The following is a 16,564-nucleotide window of genomic DNA, read 5'->3' as shown; positions in this document are numbered from 1 at the left end:
GTTACTTGGAAATCTACTGATGAAGGTATCACCAACGGTTTGCGTTCTGGATACTACACACTTCAGTGGAGAGGCAGCGATTATAAAGTTAATGGGGAAACATGGGGAGTAGCTGGTTCACAGCCAGGAGACATCTAACTTGTCCTAGATAAACGACGTTATTGGGTGGGGGGGATGATGCGTCGTTCAAGATAGCAAGGGAATTAGTCTCTTAATTGGTTTGTGGGAATTTCTTTATTATCGAGCAGTTTGAATTTAGAGTAGATGTAAAGATGGGCTCGGCTGGATTGATTTTGTGGGTTCTTTTTCCACAGGAACAGGCTTGCAAATGCAAGTAGTGACCTAGCTAATTCTAAAAGGTGTTGTAACTCCACAAGCTTACACAGAGCATGTCATTAATTATGTAAGAAACAATCAATTTAAAGCTTGGGCAAATGATTGGGAAGACTATGCAGCTACAGAAGTAGGTTATAAGGACTTGAACTTCCTAAACGGGTATAGGCTCGATTCTATCTCTATTAGTTATACCGACTCCACATGCGAATTATTAGCAGGATGCACCCGTTACAAAATTCAAACTTATAATTATTCCACATATTAATAGATCATCGGTAGCAAGCCAATAAGCAGTAGCTGAGTATACACAGGAGTTTCCGAGTTCGTGCTATCCAGAAATGGGCACGCATCAAAGATGCTATAGCAGTCGGCCATTCTGACGTATGTACTATTGACCGGGACGGAGCTGAAGAAACTCGCAAGAGTCTTTAAAAGATGTTCCTACAAAAAAGTGATTTGACCGCGACGAGTGACCGTTGGCGATGTGCGCTGAAGGTGGCGCAGGTGTTGATATCCGATACATAACCCTTAGTGACAACAGGGGAGCAGGATCTTGGGTAAGTCATTAATTAAATAAGTATAATGATGGTACAAAGGTGAGTTTTATTGTGAAATAAGGATGAGAGACGCTACTGGTTATCAGCCGATAGGGTCTTTTTTTATACCCATTAAAAAATAAATATGCAAATATTTAGATTATATTTATAGATTAGCAAGTTTATGTTTAGACACAATTCCTCAATTAAATTATTCTTAGTTCTATTAAACCTATTGGAGGATTATTTAATGAAGAAAGCATGTATAACAATTTTATTTTTAGTTCTTTTATCTCTTCCCTTATCCAATGTTTTTGCAGCCGAAGCAGAGTATTCAGAAAATCTAGTTCCACATATGACAACTAACATTTTGCCATCTGGAGTAGCAAGCGCAAGTAATGAATATTCATACGCATATGAGGCGTTTAACAAGGAATTTGCTACTATTGCTAGTGCGTGGACATCAAGTACAACTGCTGCTTGGCTAAGATATGACTTTCCTAAACCCGAAGTTATTGAGCAATATGTTATATATCCACAGACAACGGCAACTGACCGTGCCCCTAAAAATTGGACTTTCGAAGGCTCAAATGATGGGATGACTTGGAACGTGCTAGATACCCAGTCAAATATCACTGGATGGGTAAATAGCACTCCGAAAAAATTCACTTTTTCTAATTCTAATTCATACAAGGATTATAGAATTAATATTACAGGCAATAATGGAAGTCAGTATCTAGCTCTTAGCGAATTAGAGATGATGTCTAAAGTGTCAAGCTCCACTCCTAATCCAGGAACAGAGGAACCAACTCCAAACACAGAGGAACCAACTCCAAGCGGAGATCGTGCAATTCTGGTAGTCACCATGACGACTGGCTTAGAGAAGGAATTTGATTTGAGTATGCAAGAGGTCAATGACTTCATTGCATGGTATGAGGCTAAGCAAGCAGGTTCTGGATCAGCTTCATACGCAATCAATAAGCACGATAACAATAAAGGCCCATTCAGCAGCCGCAAGGATTACGTGCTGTTTGATCGTATCCTTACGTTTGAAGTAAGTGAATACTCTAAATAAATCAAAAAGCTCAGCTGACCTTAATGGGTCGACTGAGCTTTTTTTGTTAAGAGCCCTTCCTTTAATCAAGACCTCGCATAGCCTATGGAGTAGGAGTACCCTAAAATAAAGGAGGCGTTACGTGTGGGGGAAATGAAAAGAGACTACGAGGGAATCACCGGAAGAGTTTGGACATCGATAGCTGCTGTCTTGGCACTGTTCATATTGCTGGTAATCATCTTGAAATTAATTCATTTATAAAGATTCTTAAGCTCCACCGAGGGATTTAATTTCTAAAGCATAGCCCCATTAGTTCCTGAGGAACCTATAAGGTTCGCCGTTTGGCCCATTCCCGACCTTAAAGAAGTTGGTGAAACAACGTTTTAGACACACAAAAGGAACCTCAGCGGCTTTTCCGGAGAAGGTAGGGTAATACCCCTTAACGAAGCCTGATCCACGTCGGAGCAGCTGAAATAAAGTAGACTGATTCATGAGGGTCGCCTCTTTTTGGAATGGTTGGTTTGTGCTTACCATTAGCTGAAAAGGCGACTCTTTTTATCCTATTTTTGGTTAATCAACAAGCCTGACTTTGCTTCAATATCTTCTATAATTTCCAGTGCAACAAAATATCCGAAAAATAATGTTAAAATATCCTCGTATCGTTTTCCTGATCCTCTTGCTCTACTTAATAATATATTTTGACTTTCTTGTATTTTCTTTTTATGGAATGATAGAGAAACAACGGATGAATTGGAAGCGATCAAATCCATCATTAGAATTGACAACTTTTTCTGAAACTCTTCAATCGGAAAGTCATTATTTTCTTTCGAATACAGCTGCATCGTTTCAGGTGGATCTTTAAATGAAGTTTGATATTGAGTATTGAAAACACCTTCATTAGCTATTTTGTCAACAATTAATTTACCAAAAACGATCCCTGATGCGAATGCTTGCCCAGGAATTCTTCCTATACCAAGATCACCATTAAATTGAGCTTCTCCAGTAGCAAAAACACGATTCAAGTTTATAGCCTCAGCATTAGCATTGATTTCGATTCCTCCTGAAGAATAGTGCATCGTTGGTGTAATTTTAATTCTTTTATTTTTAACTACTTTAGGACTAAATCCATATGTTTTGAATTTTTCATTTAATACATTTTCATCAGCATGGCTCATATCCAAGTACATGTCCTTTTTTTGTTTGATGCACTCTAGTTGGAATTTTAAAATCTCATCAATCATTTCGTGGTAATCATCCCGAGCAATTGCATCACAAATATACTCATCTTCTAATAATTGAACTCCTTCCTCATCTATTATTTTCCCTTGACTCAAAGATACAACCCCGCCCAATAAAATTTGTCTTCCGTTATATATAGACCAAGGATGACACATTACTGTAGACATTCCCTTTAATCTCGCACCTATTTTCTTAGCTAAGATTAGCGTTTCACCAGTTGAACCGGGCGAATTATCATTGAAACAGAATTGTCCTGCATATCCCCCCGTAGCTAATACCAAATAATTAGTATATATTCTGATAAATTGATCTGATTGTGTGTCATAAAATATTGCGATAATTCCGTGATCGTACTTTTCCAAATGTATCAAAATTTTATTACACATCGGTTGTTCAATATGTTGTAGTAAACAATTGATTAATTTCTTTCCCCCATGTGATTTAATCATACATTCAGGCATGATACCAAAGGATGTTTTCTCATAAGAAATACCCAATTCTTCGAAGAAATTTATAATTATGTTGGAATTCCTATATAGCGATTCAATTACGGATCGATCTGCTCCACATTTATCAATAGTAAGATTAATAATATGATTAATTTCATTCTCTGAGGGAACACGTGTATTTGCTGCTGAAAGAAAGGAGTTGCTTTGTTTGGGTGCACTCTTTTTTGTTACAATCGTGTACTTGATATTTTTTTTTGACAAATAATAAGCAGCAGTAAGTCCTGAGATCCCCGTACCGACAATCAAAATTGGAGTGTAGTGTTCAACGGATATTCCATTTTGTTTCATCATTCCAACTCCTTTTTAGGATGTGAATGTTTTCTTCGGCTGAATCTCGTAGTCGGTTTTCTATTTTTTTGCAACAAAACGCATCAGGAGGATATTTATAAAATTCTTGCTTTCTTGTTAATTACCTGTGATTTATATCAAATTATATAACTGTATTTCGTTTTATACTTTATACTTTATATAGTTATTAAGAGCTAACAAAATCAAATACAAACAGTTTTGCAAAAGTAGAGGAAAAAAAGAACCATTAAAGCAATTGCTAAGATGATTCTTATTACGAGTTACAATATCCTTGTTACCGACGAAGAATGGAATCTAAACAAAATATTTTCCTGATTGTACAAGTTTATTCCTTATTTTGTCAACAATATCTGAGAATATATAACTGATTCAGCTTTCACAGTATGAATATTCACACAAATTCTTAATGTAATAACTAGCGTACCTTAGAAAGGGCCACAGAGTTCTCGTATTCATCCATTTGTATAACCCTTTTTTTAACCTTCGACTTTTAGTCGAAGGTTTTTACTAATTAAGAGCTGATAGAGAAACAGTGCAATGAACCGCCTATATTCACCTTCTCCAGCCTTATAGCCTTAACCTATCACTTCTATAGATATCATATCTTAGACCAATCAAACATCCCGTGGTATATTGTTGACATTCAAGAGAGAGCCGTTAGCTTCTCTCCACTAGGTTCGAAAAACACAGGGGTGAATAATGATGAGTAAAAAGACCATGTTCGAGAAAATTTGGGATAACCATGTCATCTATCAGGAAGCGGGTAAGCCGAGTATTTTGTACATTGATCTTCACCTCGTACATGAGGTAACATCGCCACAGGCGTTTGAAGGATTACGTCTTAGCGGCCGTCAGGTGCGTCGTCCAGAGCTTACGTTTGCAACGATGGACCATAACGTACCGACTAAGGACCGTTACAATATTACGGACCCGATTTCCAAGCAGCAGATCGATACATTAACTCAAAATTGCCGTGATTTCGGTGTCACACTGTATGATCTGGATACGGTTGATCAAGGTGTCGTTCACGTTATGGGACCTGAACTTGGTCTGACTCATCCGGGCAAAACGATTGTTTGTGGTGATAGCCATACCTCCACACATGGGGCGTTCGGAGCGCTCGCTTTTGGTATCGGAACCAGTGAGGTAGAGCACGTAATGGCAACACAATGTCTCCAGCAAGCCAAAGCCAAAACGATGGAAGTTCGCTTTGTAGGCCGCCGCAAACCTGGGGTGACAGCAAAAGACATGATTTTGGGTGTCATCGCCAAATACGGTACAGATTTCGCTACAGGTTATGTTATTGAGTACACAGGTGAATCTATCCGCGAATTGAGCATGGAAGAGCGCATGACTGTGTGTAACATGTCCATTGAAGGCGGAGCCAGAGCAGGAATGATTGCACCGGACGAAACCACCTTCAACTACTTGCGTGGACGTCAACATGTAGCACAAGGAGCTGCTTTTGAGCAAGCGGTTGCTGAGTGGAAAGAGCTTGTCACAGATGAAGGTGCTGAGTTTGATGTCGTGCTGGAGTTTGACGTAGATGCTTTGATTCCGCAAGTAACCTGGGGCACTAGCCCGGGAATGGGTACAGATATTTCCTCAACCGTACCGATTCCGGCAGAACTGCCAACCGAAAACGAACGTAAAGCGGCTGAAAAAGCGCTTGAATATATGGATTTGAAGCCAGGTACTCCGATCACGGATATTGCGATTGATTATGTGTTTATCGGCTCCTGCACCAACGGGCGAATTGAAGATTTGCGTGCAGCCGCTGAGGTTGCCAAAGGTTACAAGGTTTCTGACAAAGTAACGGCCATCGTCGTACCAGGTTCGGGTCGTGTGAAAATTCAGGCTGAAGAAGAAGGACTGGACGTCATTTTTAAAGAAGCAGGATTTGAGTGGCGTGAAGCGGGATGCAGTATGTGTCTTGCGATGAATCCAGACGTACTGCAACCGGGACAGCGTTGTGCTTCGACTTCTAATCGTAACTTTGAAGGTCGTCAGGGACGCGGAGGACGGACTCATCTGGTATCTCCAGCAATGGCAGCCGCTGCGGCGATTCATGGACATTTTGTTGATGTACGGGATTGGAAATTCAAGCAGGAAGAAGTAGTCCGCTAGGATACAGAGGAGGAATTACGATGGAAGCTTTCACAACATTAAAAGGAATTGTAGCCCCTGTGGATCGGGTGAACGTGGACACAGATGCTATCATTCCTAAGCAGTTTCTGAAACGAATTGAACGTACGGGCTTTGGACAGTTTCTGTTCTACGAGTGGCGGTTTGATGAAGCGGGCAATATCAATCCTGAATTTGAACCCAACAAGCCTCGTTATGCAGGAGCGTCTGTGCTGATCTCTCGCGCTAACTTTGGCTGCGGCTCCTCACGTGAGCATGCGCCCTGGGCGATTATGGACTATGGGTTTCGTTGCGTAATTGCACCGTCTTATGCAGATATCTTCTATAATAACTGTTTTAAAAATGGTATATTGCCGATCAAGCTATCTGAAGAGCAAGTAGAGGAATTGTTTCAGCGTACGGCGCAGCATGATAACTACCAATTGAACGTAGACCTGAATGAAAAAACAATCACTGACGACTATGGTCTGAAAATTGAATTTGATCTGGATGAACATCGCCGTCAGTTCCTGCTGCAAGGCTTGGACGATATTGGCCTGACACTCCAGCATGAATCTGAAATTCTGGCGTATGAACAAAGACGCGCTGCGAAACAAGGCGCATAATCATATTTCCCAGTTCAGTATCAATACGAAGCCATATAGCTTGCTCATTTGTTAGACAGAAAGCCCGTACTGGCAATTCTTTTGCCTGCGGGCTTTTATTATGCTCAAACAATAAATTGGAAAATAAGGGGTTGACGGTTCGACTCAGCATGGTATTGTAAATGTAAATGGGTTGAAGGACTGTGTCTGTGAGAAATACCAAAAAATACATATATAAGTTAGGGGAATGAGGATGAAGAAATATGGTTGGGTGATACTAGCGGCTATCTTGATTTGGTTGTGGCCGTCCTCCCCTCATGTGAATGCGGCTGGAGCAGATTTGTTTTTAGATGGCAAAAGGGTGGAAGCGCCTGCAGATGCCAAGCCTGAAATGGTCAATGGAAAAATCATGGTACCGCTAAGGGTGGTTGGGGAGCAGCTTGGATATCAGTTCAAGTGGGAACCACAAGCCTATAAAATCTCAATCCAAAAAAACAGTACCGATATGTCTATGTATGTAGGCCGTACATCGGCTGATGTGAATGGAAAAACAGTAAGTCTGGATGCGCCTCCTGTACTTCGGGGCAATTCGACCATGGTTCCATTGCGTTTTGTTGGGGAGCAAATGGGGCTGAAAGTAGATTGGAATAATAAAAGTAAATCCGTAAATCTCAGTCAAAAGGCTGCAATTCAACAAGCGAATAAACAGTCTCAATCCCAACCATCGTCGCAAACGTCAACACAGAGTACAACTAGCACCAATAAAACGTCTTCAGCAACAGCGACGACAATAACCCCAGTTGAAGCAGACAAGCATACTGAAGCTACATCTTCACCATCCAAGCAGCAGAATACAGAACAGACCGCAGCGAATGCGTTGCTTGTACAAAATATTACTTTTGAGGGTGAAACGTTAAAGATTTCTTTGAACAAAGATGTTACCCCTAAAGTATCCAAAATGACGGGGTATGATCGTATTGTTGTAGATTTACCAGAAGCTTCAATGACGACTGATTTTCTTCAGCCATTCCCGATTCGTAGCGATGGTACGCGGGCGCTGACGAATAGTAACAGTGAGGATGTGCAGGAAATTAGATTTGCTCCGACAGATGGACCGAATGGGGGCGTACGCATTGTCATTGCTTTAAATCAAGCACGTGATTACGATCTATCAACCAATGGCCTAGGCGATATCACCCTTCAATTGCGTGAGCATAGTGTGAATCCAGTAGCGGTAACACCAACGAATGTCGAAGGACGGCGAATCGTCGTCATTGATCCCGGACATGGTGGCAAAGACCCTGGAGCAGGTAGTGTGACTGGGCGACATGAAAAGGAATTTACATTGGCGGTAGCGTTAAAAGTCGAGCAGCTTCTGCAAAATGATCCTGACATTCAAATCGTATTGACTCGCAATGGAGATACGTATCCCACGTTGGATGAACGACCACAACTCGCTAATAGTCAGCAGGCAAGCGTGTTTGTATCTATTCATGGTAATAGTATGCAAGCTTCAGATAAAGGAAAAACCAATGGCTCTGAAACCTATTATGCACGTCAGGACAGTTTGGCACTGGCAAAGACGATGCATAAATATCTTGTAGCGGCTACCGGATTTAAGGATAATGGCATCAGGGTGGCAAACCATGCAGTGACGAGAAAATCACAAATGCCTGCTGTATTGCTGGAATGTGGCTACCTTAGTAATCTGTCCAATGAAGCAGCCATGTTTTCAGAAGAAACACAGGAGAAGATTGCCGAAGGTATTGTCGATGGGTTGAAGGAGTATCTTGGAACGGGCACAGGAGCAACTGAATCACTTAACTAAGGATGTTAGCAATAAAAGCTACTTTCCACCTTTTAATGAAAATTCATGGGGGTGAAAAGTAGCTTTTTTAGTTTTTTTAGCTGTGACTTTTGACGGAAAACGAATGATCTATATTTTTAGTCAAAATTCGACAAAAATAGTTCTTTGGCACGTATATTTCTGTTATGATGGAATATATTCGCAACTTTTGGTGTGAGATAACGTCTAAAAGGTTGTCTGATATTACATAAGCGCGTATATCAGGTCGCCGCACCGGAGCATGTGGCAAAAAAATTATGAATGGAAGGGTGACGAATGAAGAAATTTGGTTTTTTGTTGTTATTATTTGTCTTCATGTGGGCGGTTCCGGGTTATGGACATGCGGCTTCGAGTGGAACACAAATCTATCTCGACGATCAACAGTTAAGTGTCCCTAGTGGTGCTAAGGCACAAGTAATTGGCGGAAGTACAATGGTTCCGCTACGCGTAATTTCTGAAAATTTGGGATATGACGTGACATGGAAGCAGCAGGCGCGAACCATAACGATTGAGAAGGACAGTACCTCGATCCGAATGATAATCGGAAGTAAGACGGCGACTGTCAATGGAAGCGACATTAGTCTGGATGCTTCGCCTCTGCTGCGTTCCAATTATGCCCTTGTACCGCTTCGTTTTATCGGCGAGCAAATGGGACTGGACGTAAAATGGGACAGCAGCTCCAAGTCCGTAAAATTATATACCCGCAGTAGCGGGTCTGGAAACGGGGAATTTACACCTCCCAAGTCTGGAAATAACAGTACAGGTACTGGAAGTGTAACTGCACCAACGAATAATGCGAACTCAGGTGTTACACAGGTGCAGGGAGTCAGTTTCAGCCAAAACCGTTTAACCATCACCACAGCCAGTGCCGTCAAGCCGAAAGCGTTTACGATGACAGGCCCTGATCGGGTAGTGGTGGATTTGCCGGCGACTGCGTTTGCTGACAATTTTGGAGACCAGCAAAAGCTGGATAGCAACTTAAATGGTTCGCTGGACATTGAGAATGAAGCGGATGTGTCCGGTATCCGGTATGCTTTGTTCCAAAAGGAACCTTCAACGGTGCGCGTTGTTATTGATTTGAAACATGCCATGAATTATACCGCATATAATGATGGAACGAATCGTGTTATCGTCGATCTGGCTTCCAAGGATTCAGTGAATACCACGCCAGACGCAACGTTACCAGATGGCTCACAGCCGGATGACACGCAGACATCACCAACTAACAGCAATGGTAAAAAAGTCGTTGTTATTGATGCTGGTCATGGAGCAAAAGATTCAGGTGCAGTTGGTGTGTCGAGAAAAAATTATGAAAAGACCTTCAACCTGGCTATGGCTCTGAAAGTAGAAAGCATATTAAAGCAGAACCCCAATCTTGAGGTTGTGCTGACACGCAGTGATGATACATTCTTGGAGCTTAAACAGCGCGTAAAAGTAGCTGAAAACCTTAATGCTAACGTGTTCGTGTCCATTCATGCTAACAGCAGCGGTAGCTCAGCTTCCAACGGTACAGAGACGTATTACCAGCGTAGTGCAAGCAAAGCGTTCGCTAACGTTATGCATAAGTACTTTGCTCCTGCGACGGGTCTGACAGACCGAGGCATTCGTTATGGCAATTTCCATGTAATTCGGGAAACGACTATGCCAGCCGTATTGCTTGAAGTAGGATATCTGAGTAATGCAAAAGAGGAAGCCACACTGTTTGATGAAGATTTTCAAAATCGGGTAGCTCAAGGGATTGCAGATGGAATCACAGAGTATCTCGACGTAAAATAAATCTTCAACAAATCGCTTGTCAACGTCAAGCAAGGAGGGGGACATATGAACAAGAAAATCGTAATTGCAGGCCTGCTGGCATTGTTCGCCATTGCAGGTGCAGGGTGTGCCTCTAAGCAAACATCGGCTCCTGCGACTCCATCTCAGGAAACACAAACTTCTAATGCACAAAATAGTACACCTGAACAGACGACCCCTGATCCATCGGCTCAGTCTGCTGAGAATAACGGAGCGAGTCAAACACCTGCATCTCCGTCAACAGAGCCTACAAAGACCAAGACGGACACGGAAAATTCAGGTGATCGACAAACACAGCAGATTACGGTGTACTATACGGATACACAAGAGAACGGCTTGAAAGAACAGAAAAAGGAAATTACCTATCCAAGCGAGCTGGAAAAATTGCAAAAAGCGTTTGAAGCTCTGCAAAAGAGTGGGGATTCTGCTCTAATCCCGTTGTGGTCCGAGAAAATTTCCGTGCATAAGATCAAATTGGATAACGGTGCATTGACTTTTGATATTTCCCTGCCGGACGAGGCTCGATTGGGAGCTGGCGGCGAGGAATTGGCTATCGATGCCTTGAAGAAAACGATGTTCCAATTCAAGGAAGTCAAAACGCTGGATTTGCTCGTAGATGGGCAATCTCTGGAGTCCTTAATGGGACATGTAGATTTGGATCATCCCATGAGTCGCTAACCGATCAGACGGTATGAAAATTTCTTGGGGATTTACACACTTTTCACGTGCAATCTGTGACAGATAATGATAATATAGGAGTGTATTTCTCGCCTATGCAGGCAGTCATGCACAAATAGTATTCGTTTCTTTCCGGATGATTATTTAGAGTGACCGTCTTGATGCGGGCTATCCCGTATCAAGACGTTTTTTTTGGTAGGAGGTAGGATTTCCGTGAATGCAGCAACCGCACGTCATATATTGGACACCATCGGTACGATGTTTCCGGATGCCCATTGTGAGTTGAACCATGACAATGCTTTTGAATTAACGATCGCCGTGTTATTGTCTGCTCAATGCTCCGATCAGATGGTCAATAAAGTAACGGCAGACCTGTTTCAAAAATACAAGTCACCTGAGGATTATTTGGCTGTTCCTCTTGAGGAACTGGAGCAGGATATTCGCAGAATCGGCTTGTACCGAAACAAGGCCAAGCATATTCATAACCTCTGTCGTATTTTAATAGACCAGTACGGGGGAGAGATACCTTCAGAGCACGATCAACTGGTTAAGCTACCCGGTGTCGGCCGCAAGACGGCTAACGTCGTAGTATCTACTGCTTTTAATGTACCAGCTATTGCGGTAGATACGCATGTAGAGCGTATTTCCAAACGGCTCGGTTTTGCAGGGTGGGATGATTCAGTGCTTGAGGTGGAAAAAAAGCTGATGAAGAGGGTACCTAGGGATGAATGGTCTTTGACCCACCACAGGCTTATTTTTTTCGGACGCTACCATTGCAAAGCTCAAAATCCTCAATGTCAGGTATGTCCGTTGCTTGATGTGTGCAGGGAAGGCAAGAAACGTATGAAAACGTCTCTTATCAGAAAAGATAAGGAACGTAGAGCTTAAAGACCCACAGAGGTAACAAAGGGTTTAACCATTTATGTGTAGAAAAGGATGAAGAGTATGAAGTGCATTTCGGTATATACAGACAATTTTGAAGCGTTCTCTGATATTTTTGAGCAAATTGTAACAACAGAATTTGCTGAAAACGAAGAGCGTGAGCTTGAGGGAATCACGGTTAGTCATTCCGGTGATGTACCTGAGCATTATCTGGAGCGTATGTCACAAAAGCCAGAAGTGGTCGTAATGAAGGACAAATCCCGTGGGATTACGATTTTACAGCATGGTCAAGTATTTGAAATTTTGCTGCCAGTGCTTGAGACTGCAGCCAATTAAGTTCAATTAGCGGACGACATGCGTTGCATGTTCCGGTGTAGGCGGCTCGGCTGGTTTAACCAGCCCGAAGGCGCATTATACATGAACCTTGCAGACCATCTGATATGGCTAGAGCCTATTCCAATGAAGTGTGCATACATTTTGCACCCTGAATAATGGTATGCGTTCCCCATGTTCCAAAAGGTGAATGTACGTGATGAGTAGGCTCACCCGTTGTATACATATCTTGCTTCGTCGTTGTCCTTTAAGGGGGCTTTGATGAAATGCATTCGGTTGCCAAAATACTTATTCCTAATGATCCGTTTTGGACAGAATAAAATGAACTTATTATTATCATGTACAAAACAGCGTTCCCTAAAGCCAGGTACTGGCGGGGAGCGCTGTTTAGTTTTTTTGATGTGATGATTCTCACAACGGCTTAGGAATGCTACAATATAGCTATTTGGTGCAGACAAGTGATAAGGAGTGGAACCGTAGCTTATGATGCAAACGATTACAGGCGATGCGGGAAAGTGGTTGGATACGATAGAACAGATACAGAATACATTGCGTAAAGCCGGGGACGAAGTGGGAGCGAAGGCGATAGGTGATCTGCTGGAAAAAGCATATGTGCAGGAGCTGACCATTGCCTTTTGTGGACATTTTTCAGCAGGTAAATCAAGCTTGATTAACAGCCTATGTGGTAAAACCGTGCTGCCATCTGGACCGGTGCCTACGAGCGCTAATGTAGTGTCCATCCGTTATGGGCGTCCGAGAGCGCTCATTCATCCAGCCAAATCAGCGGAAAATGCAGAGCCGGAAATCGTGGAGGCCTCCCTGTCCGAGCTTGCTGAGTATTGTAAAAATGGTGGAGCCTATGAATCGGTTCAAGTGTGGGAGGATGTTCCCATATTATCTAGCGGAGGAGTGTTGCTGGATACACCAGGCGTAGATTCCACAGACCACGGACATGCGCTGGCGACACATTCTGCTTTACATTGGGCAGATATTGTTTTTTATGTGATGGATTACAACCATGTCCAATCTGAAAATAATTTGTCCTTTGCCAAAAGTTTGTCGGATTGGGGCAAGCCGTTATATTTGATCATCAATCAAATCGATAAACACCGGGAGCGAGAGCTTTCATTTACACGTTATCGTAATGAGGTGGAGACTAGCTTTCATGCCTGGCAGGTTCATTATACGGATATCCTCTTTACTTCCTTGAAGGAGCAGAATCATCCATGGAACCAGTGGAAACAGTTGACGCACCTGATCCCGAAATTGCTGGAGCGAAAAACAGAGCTTTTGGCATACAGTTTAGTGTCCTCTATGCACCATTTGGTAGAGCAACATGTGGAGACTGTGCAGGCAGCTGAAGAAGAGGAACTGAACACACTGCTAAAAGAAGCAGGTGGAGAAGAAGCCATTTTGCGCCTGGATATAGAGCAGAAAACCTTGCAGCAAGAAGATGAACACTGGAAGATGCTCCCGGAGCAGGAGCGTAAACGACTGCGTCAAGAGCTGGATCATCTACTGGAACACGCACATTTGACGCCAGCGGAGCTACGTGAAGCGGCAAGCGAATACTTAGAGAGCCGCAAGCCGGGCTTCAAAACAGGACTATGGTTTGCAGGAGGAAAGACTGAGCGAGAAAAGGAAAGCCGTTTGGAACGGCTGACAGGAATGCTGACTGATCAGGTGGAGGGACAATTGCTTCCTCATGTGCGGGAGCTACTGAGGTCTTGGGGTGACGGTCAGGGTTTGTGGTCCGCTGCGATGGAGCAGGAGCTGGATGACATCCGCCCTGTAACGGATCGGCAACTGGTAGAGCAGACGGTGAAGGAAAATGCGTTGTCGCCGGAGTATACGTTGAACTATTGCAAGGATCTACGTGCTGCTGTGACCGCCGATTGCCGCCGCAAGGCGCTTACGCTAGTAGACCGCCTGCTGGCCCAGCTTGCAGTGCGAGCCGAAGCCCGCCGCGCGGCTCTCGCGGATGCGCGCACTGCGCTGCTGGCGCAGGCGGAGGCGGCGAGCCGCTACAGCACCCGCGTGCAAGCTTCGGCTTCGCACGCCAGCCTGCTGCGCAGCTTGCTGCCGCAGGCTTCCGCGCCAAGCGGGTTGCCCCGTGCGGACGCGCCTTCACCTGCGTCCGATACCTCCGCTGCTGCCTCGCCAGCTGCGACGCCAACGGGCGTTGCGCGTCCTGGTATCGCTGGCTCGCGGAACGCATCGGCGCAGCCGCTAGCAGGAACGGCGGCAGCACAGCCTGCCGCCGGAGGCCGCCGCACGCGGCTGGATGCAGTAGCGGCCCGATTGAAGGCCGCCGCTGCCCTGGTAAGCCCATACCCTGCCATGCAAACGGCGGTACGGGATTTACATGCCCGCGCCGCTGCGCTGGAGGGTGGGCAGTTTACGCTGGCGCTGTTCGGAGCGTTCAGCGCTGGGAAATCTAGCTTCGCCAACGCTTTGCTGGGTGAAGCTGTGTTGCCCGTATCGCCGCATCCGACGACAGCGGCGATTAACCGCATAATGGCGCCTGCAAGTGCTGAGCGCCATGCCACGGCTGACGTCCATATGAAATCAGTGGACGCGTTGCGGGAAGATCTTAAATACTCATTTCGGCTATTAGGATTGGGGGAACCAGCGGCAGCGGGCTGGCAAGAAGCCGTTCATGCTTTATCTCCGGAAGGCATCCATCCTGCGGGTAGGCCTCATTATAGTTTTTTGAAGGCTGCCGCAGCGGGATGGGAAGAAGCTGAAAGCTTGCTGGGACAACAGCTTCAGGTGGATTTAGAGCAGTATCGGGATTTTGTTGCGTCTGAGCACAAATCATGCTTTGTGGAGCATATCGACCTTTATTATGATTGCGCTCTGACCCGTCAGGGCATCGTGCTAGTGGATACGCCTGGAGCGGATTCTGTGAATGCACGGCACACAGGCGTGACCTTCAACTATATGAAGCATGCGGACGCTCTTGTATTTGTCACCTATTATAACCATGCGTTTACGCAAGGCGACCGACAGTTCCTGAACCAACTAGGTCGAGTTAAAGAGACCTTGGCGCTCGATCAGACGTTTTTTATTGTGAATGCATCAGATCTAGCTTCTTCTGAAGAAGAACTTCATTCTGTTACCCGGCATGTACAGGAACAACTACAGGCGAATGGAATCCGAAAGCCACGCATTTATCCGCTTTCCAGTATGCTGGCGTTGGAAGCTGCCGAACAGGGAGAGGCTTCATTGCGTTCAGCTTCACGTTTTGATGCATTTGAAGATGATTTCTCGGCATTTGCAGCCGAAGAGCTGGCAGGTCTGTCCATTGCTTCTGCTATGCAGGAACTGAGCCGGCTGCGGAACCGCATAGAGCAACATGCAGCCGATGCCCGGTATAGCGTGGAAGAACGTGAGATCCGATTCGAGCGATTAACTCGCATCCGTGGGGAATTGGAGCATACGCTCCTAGACCTGACTGACAGCAACGGTGCATCTGTGTTATCGGGCGAAACCGATGAACTGCTGTATCATGTACGTCAAAGGCTGTCCTATCGGACTGGAGAATTTATGGCAGAGGCGTTTCATCCATCTGTTCTGCGTGAAGGAGTAGGTGATCTTCGTTCGGCTTTTGCATCTTGTGGTCGTGAGCTGATGCGTTTAATCGAACTAGAGCTGTCTCAGGAATTACTGGCAACCACACTTCGGCTAGAAAAAACGGGACAAATTTTGGTGCACAAGGCTATACAACAATGCGTAGAACACATGAACCATCAGTTGCCAGGACTAGATTGCACAATTCCTGAATCCAGAAAATGGGCTGTTCCCGAGCTGAATGAAATTTCCCTGCAGGAGTCCATTCATTGGAAGGATTATTGGAATAGCTTTAAAAATCCAAAGCTATTCTTTGAAGGAATTGGTCGAGCGAATCTACAAACCAAACTGGAGCCGATATTACGCGAGCGAATCGGGGAGGCTGTGGATCAGCAACGAGAACGAATGTCTTCTTTTTACGTTACGCTGATGCAGGAGGAGCAAATGTGGCAGAAAGCTCAGCTTCGAGAGCAAATGCTGGAGACGACTCGTGGCATGGAGCATGCCCTTATGGGCGGTGAGCAGCCACAGGTTTGGGAAGAGCTTGCTGGCAAGATTGCGGCTTTGGAGTAAAGATAAATAAGTACACCATTTATTAAAGTTCAGGACACCGGGTTGTGGGACAACCCGGTGTTTTATGCATGCTCCAAAAAGAAAGCAATACTGAGTAAATAGCCATATTCAATAATAAGAAAGCGATTTAATTTGTCTAATCACCCACCAATTGATAACCTGCCTGAATACGG

General features: G+C 44.5%; 10 protein-coding genes and 1 pseudogene. 10 read left to right on the top strand and 1 reads right to left on the bottom strand.

What is annotated here, in order from left to right; all coding sequences use genetic code 11:
* Positions 1 to 641: 641 nt before the first annotated feature.
* Positions 642 to 905, top strand: a pseudogene (locus tag ACWGXJ_RS14375) (NucA/NucB deoxyribonuclease domain-containing protein); the annotation flags it as partial.
* Positions 906 to 1,122: 217 nt separating this feature from the next.
* Positions 1,123 to 1,947 (top strand): discoidin domain-containing protein, encoded by an 825-nt coding sequence (locus ACWGXJ_RS14370; RefSeq protein ID WP_452567026.1) that lies wholly within the window; start codon positions 1,123 to 1,125, stop codon positions 1,945 to 1,947.
* 539 nt (positions 1,948 to 2,486) lie between these two features.
* Here the strand turns inward: ACWGXJ_RS14370 and ACWGXJ_RS14365 are convergent.
* Positions 2,487 to 3,965, bottom strand: coding sequence for an FAD-binding protein (locus ACWGXJ_RS14365; protein ID WP_250261146.1), 1,479 nt, complete (start codon positions 3,963 to 3,965; stop codon positions 2,487 to 2,489).
* A 720-nt stretch (positions 3,966 to 4,685) separates the two neighbouring features.
* Between ACWGXJ_RS14365 and leuC the strand changes: the two genes are divergently transcribed.
* From leuC to ACWGXJ_RS14325, 8 genes are all read left to right on the top strand, one after another.
* The gene (leuC, locus tag ACWGXJ_RS14360) at positions 4,686 to 6,110 is read left to right on the top strand and encodes a 3-isopropylmalate dehydratase large subunit (protein ID WP_069289784.1); all 1,425 of its coding nucleotides are present in this window, start codon (positions 4,686 to 4,688) and stop codon (positions 6,108 to 6,110) included.
* 20 nt (positions 6,111 to 6,130) lie between these two features.
* Complete coding sequence (leuD, locus tag ACWGXJ_RS14355) at positions 6,131 to 6,733, top strand: 3-isopropylmalate dehydratase small subunit (RefSeq protein WP_341161228.1); 603 nt, start codon at positions 6,131 to 6,133, stop codon at positions 6,731 to 6,733.
* 232 nt (positions 6,734 to 6,965) lie between these two features.
* Positions 6,966 to 8,540, top strand: coding sequence for an N-acetylmuramoyl-L-alanine amidase (locus ACWGXJ_RS14350; protein ID WP_452567025.1), 1,575 nt, complete (start codon positions 6,966 to 6,968; stop codon positions 8,538 to 8,540).
* Between the two features lie 294 nt (positions 8,541 to 8,834).
* Complete coding sequence (locus tag ACWGXJ_RS14345; RefSeq protein WP_446674724.1) at positions 8,835 to 10,334, top strand: N-acetylmuramoyl-L-alanine amidase; 1,500 nt, start codon at positions 8,835 to 8,837, stop codon at positions 10,332 to 10,334.
* A 45-nt stretch (positions 10,335 to 10,379) separates the two neighbouring features.
* Positions 10,380 to 11,030, top strand: coding sequence for a GerMN domain-containing protein (locus ACWGXJ_RS14340; RefSeq protein WP_069289781.1), 651 nt, complete (start codon positions 10,380 to 10,382; stop codon positions 11,028 to 11,030).
* Between the two features lie 213 nt (positions 11,031 to 11,243).
* On the top strand, positions 11,244 to 11,918 hold the full coding sequence (gene nth / locus ACWGXJ_RS14335; RefSeq protein WP_023989081.1) for an endonuclease III: 675 nt from the start codon (positions 11,244 to 11,246) through the stop codon (positions 11,916 to 11,918).
* A gap of 57 nt (positions 11,919 to 11,975) precedes the next feature.
* Positions 11,976 to 12,248, top strand: a complete 273-nt coding sequence (locus ACWGXJ_RS14330) for a hypothetical protein (protein WP_013310628.1) — start codon at positions 11,976 to 11,978, stop codon at positions 12,246 to 12,248.
* Positions 12,249 to 12,728: 480 nt separating this feature from the next.
* A complete protein-coding gene (locus ACWGXJ_RS14325; RefSeq protein WP_452567024.1) occupies positions 12,729 to 16,391 on the top strand; it encodes a dynamin family protein in 3,663 nt (1,220 codons plus the stop codon).
* The last annotated feature ends 173 nt before the right edge of the window (positions 16,392 to 16,564 follow it).

The organism is Paenibacillus sp. S33, assembly GCF_053615415.1.
Note: the sequence above shows the minus strand (reverse complement) of the source record. Positions and strands in the feature narration are given on the sequence as shown.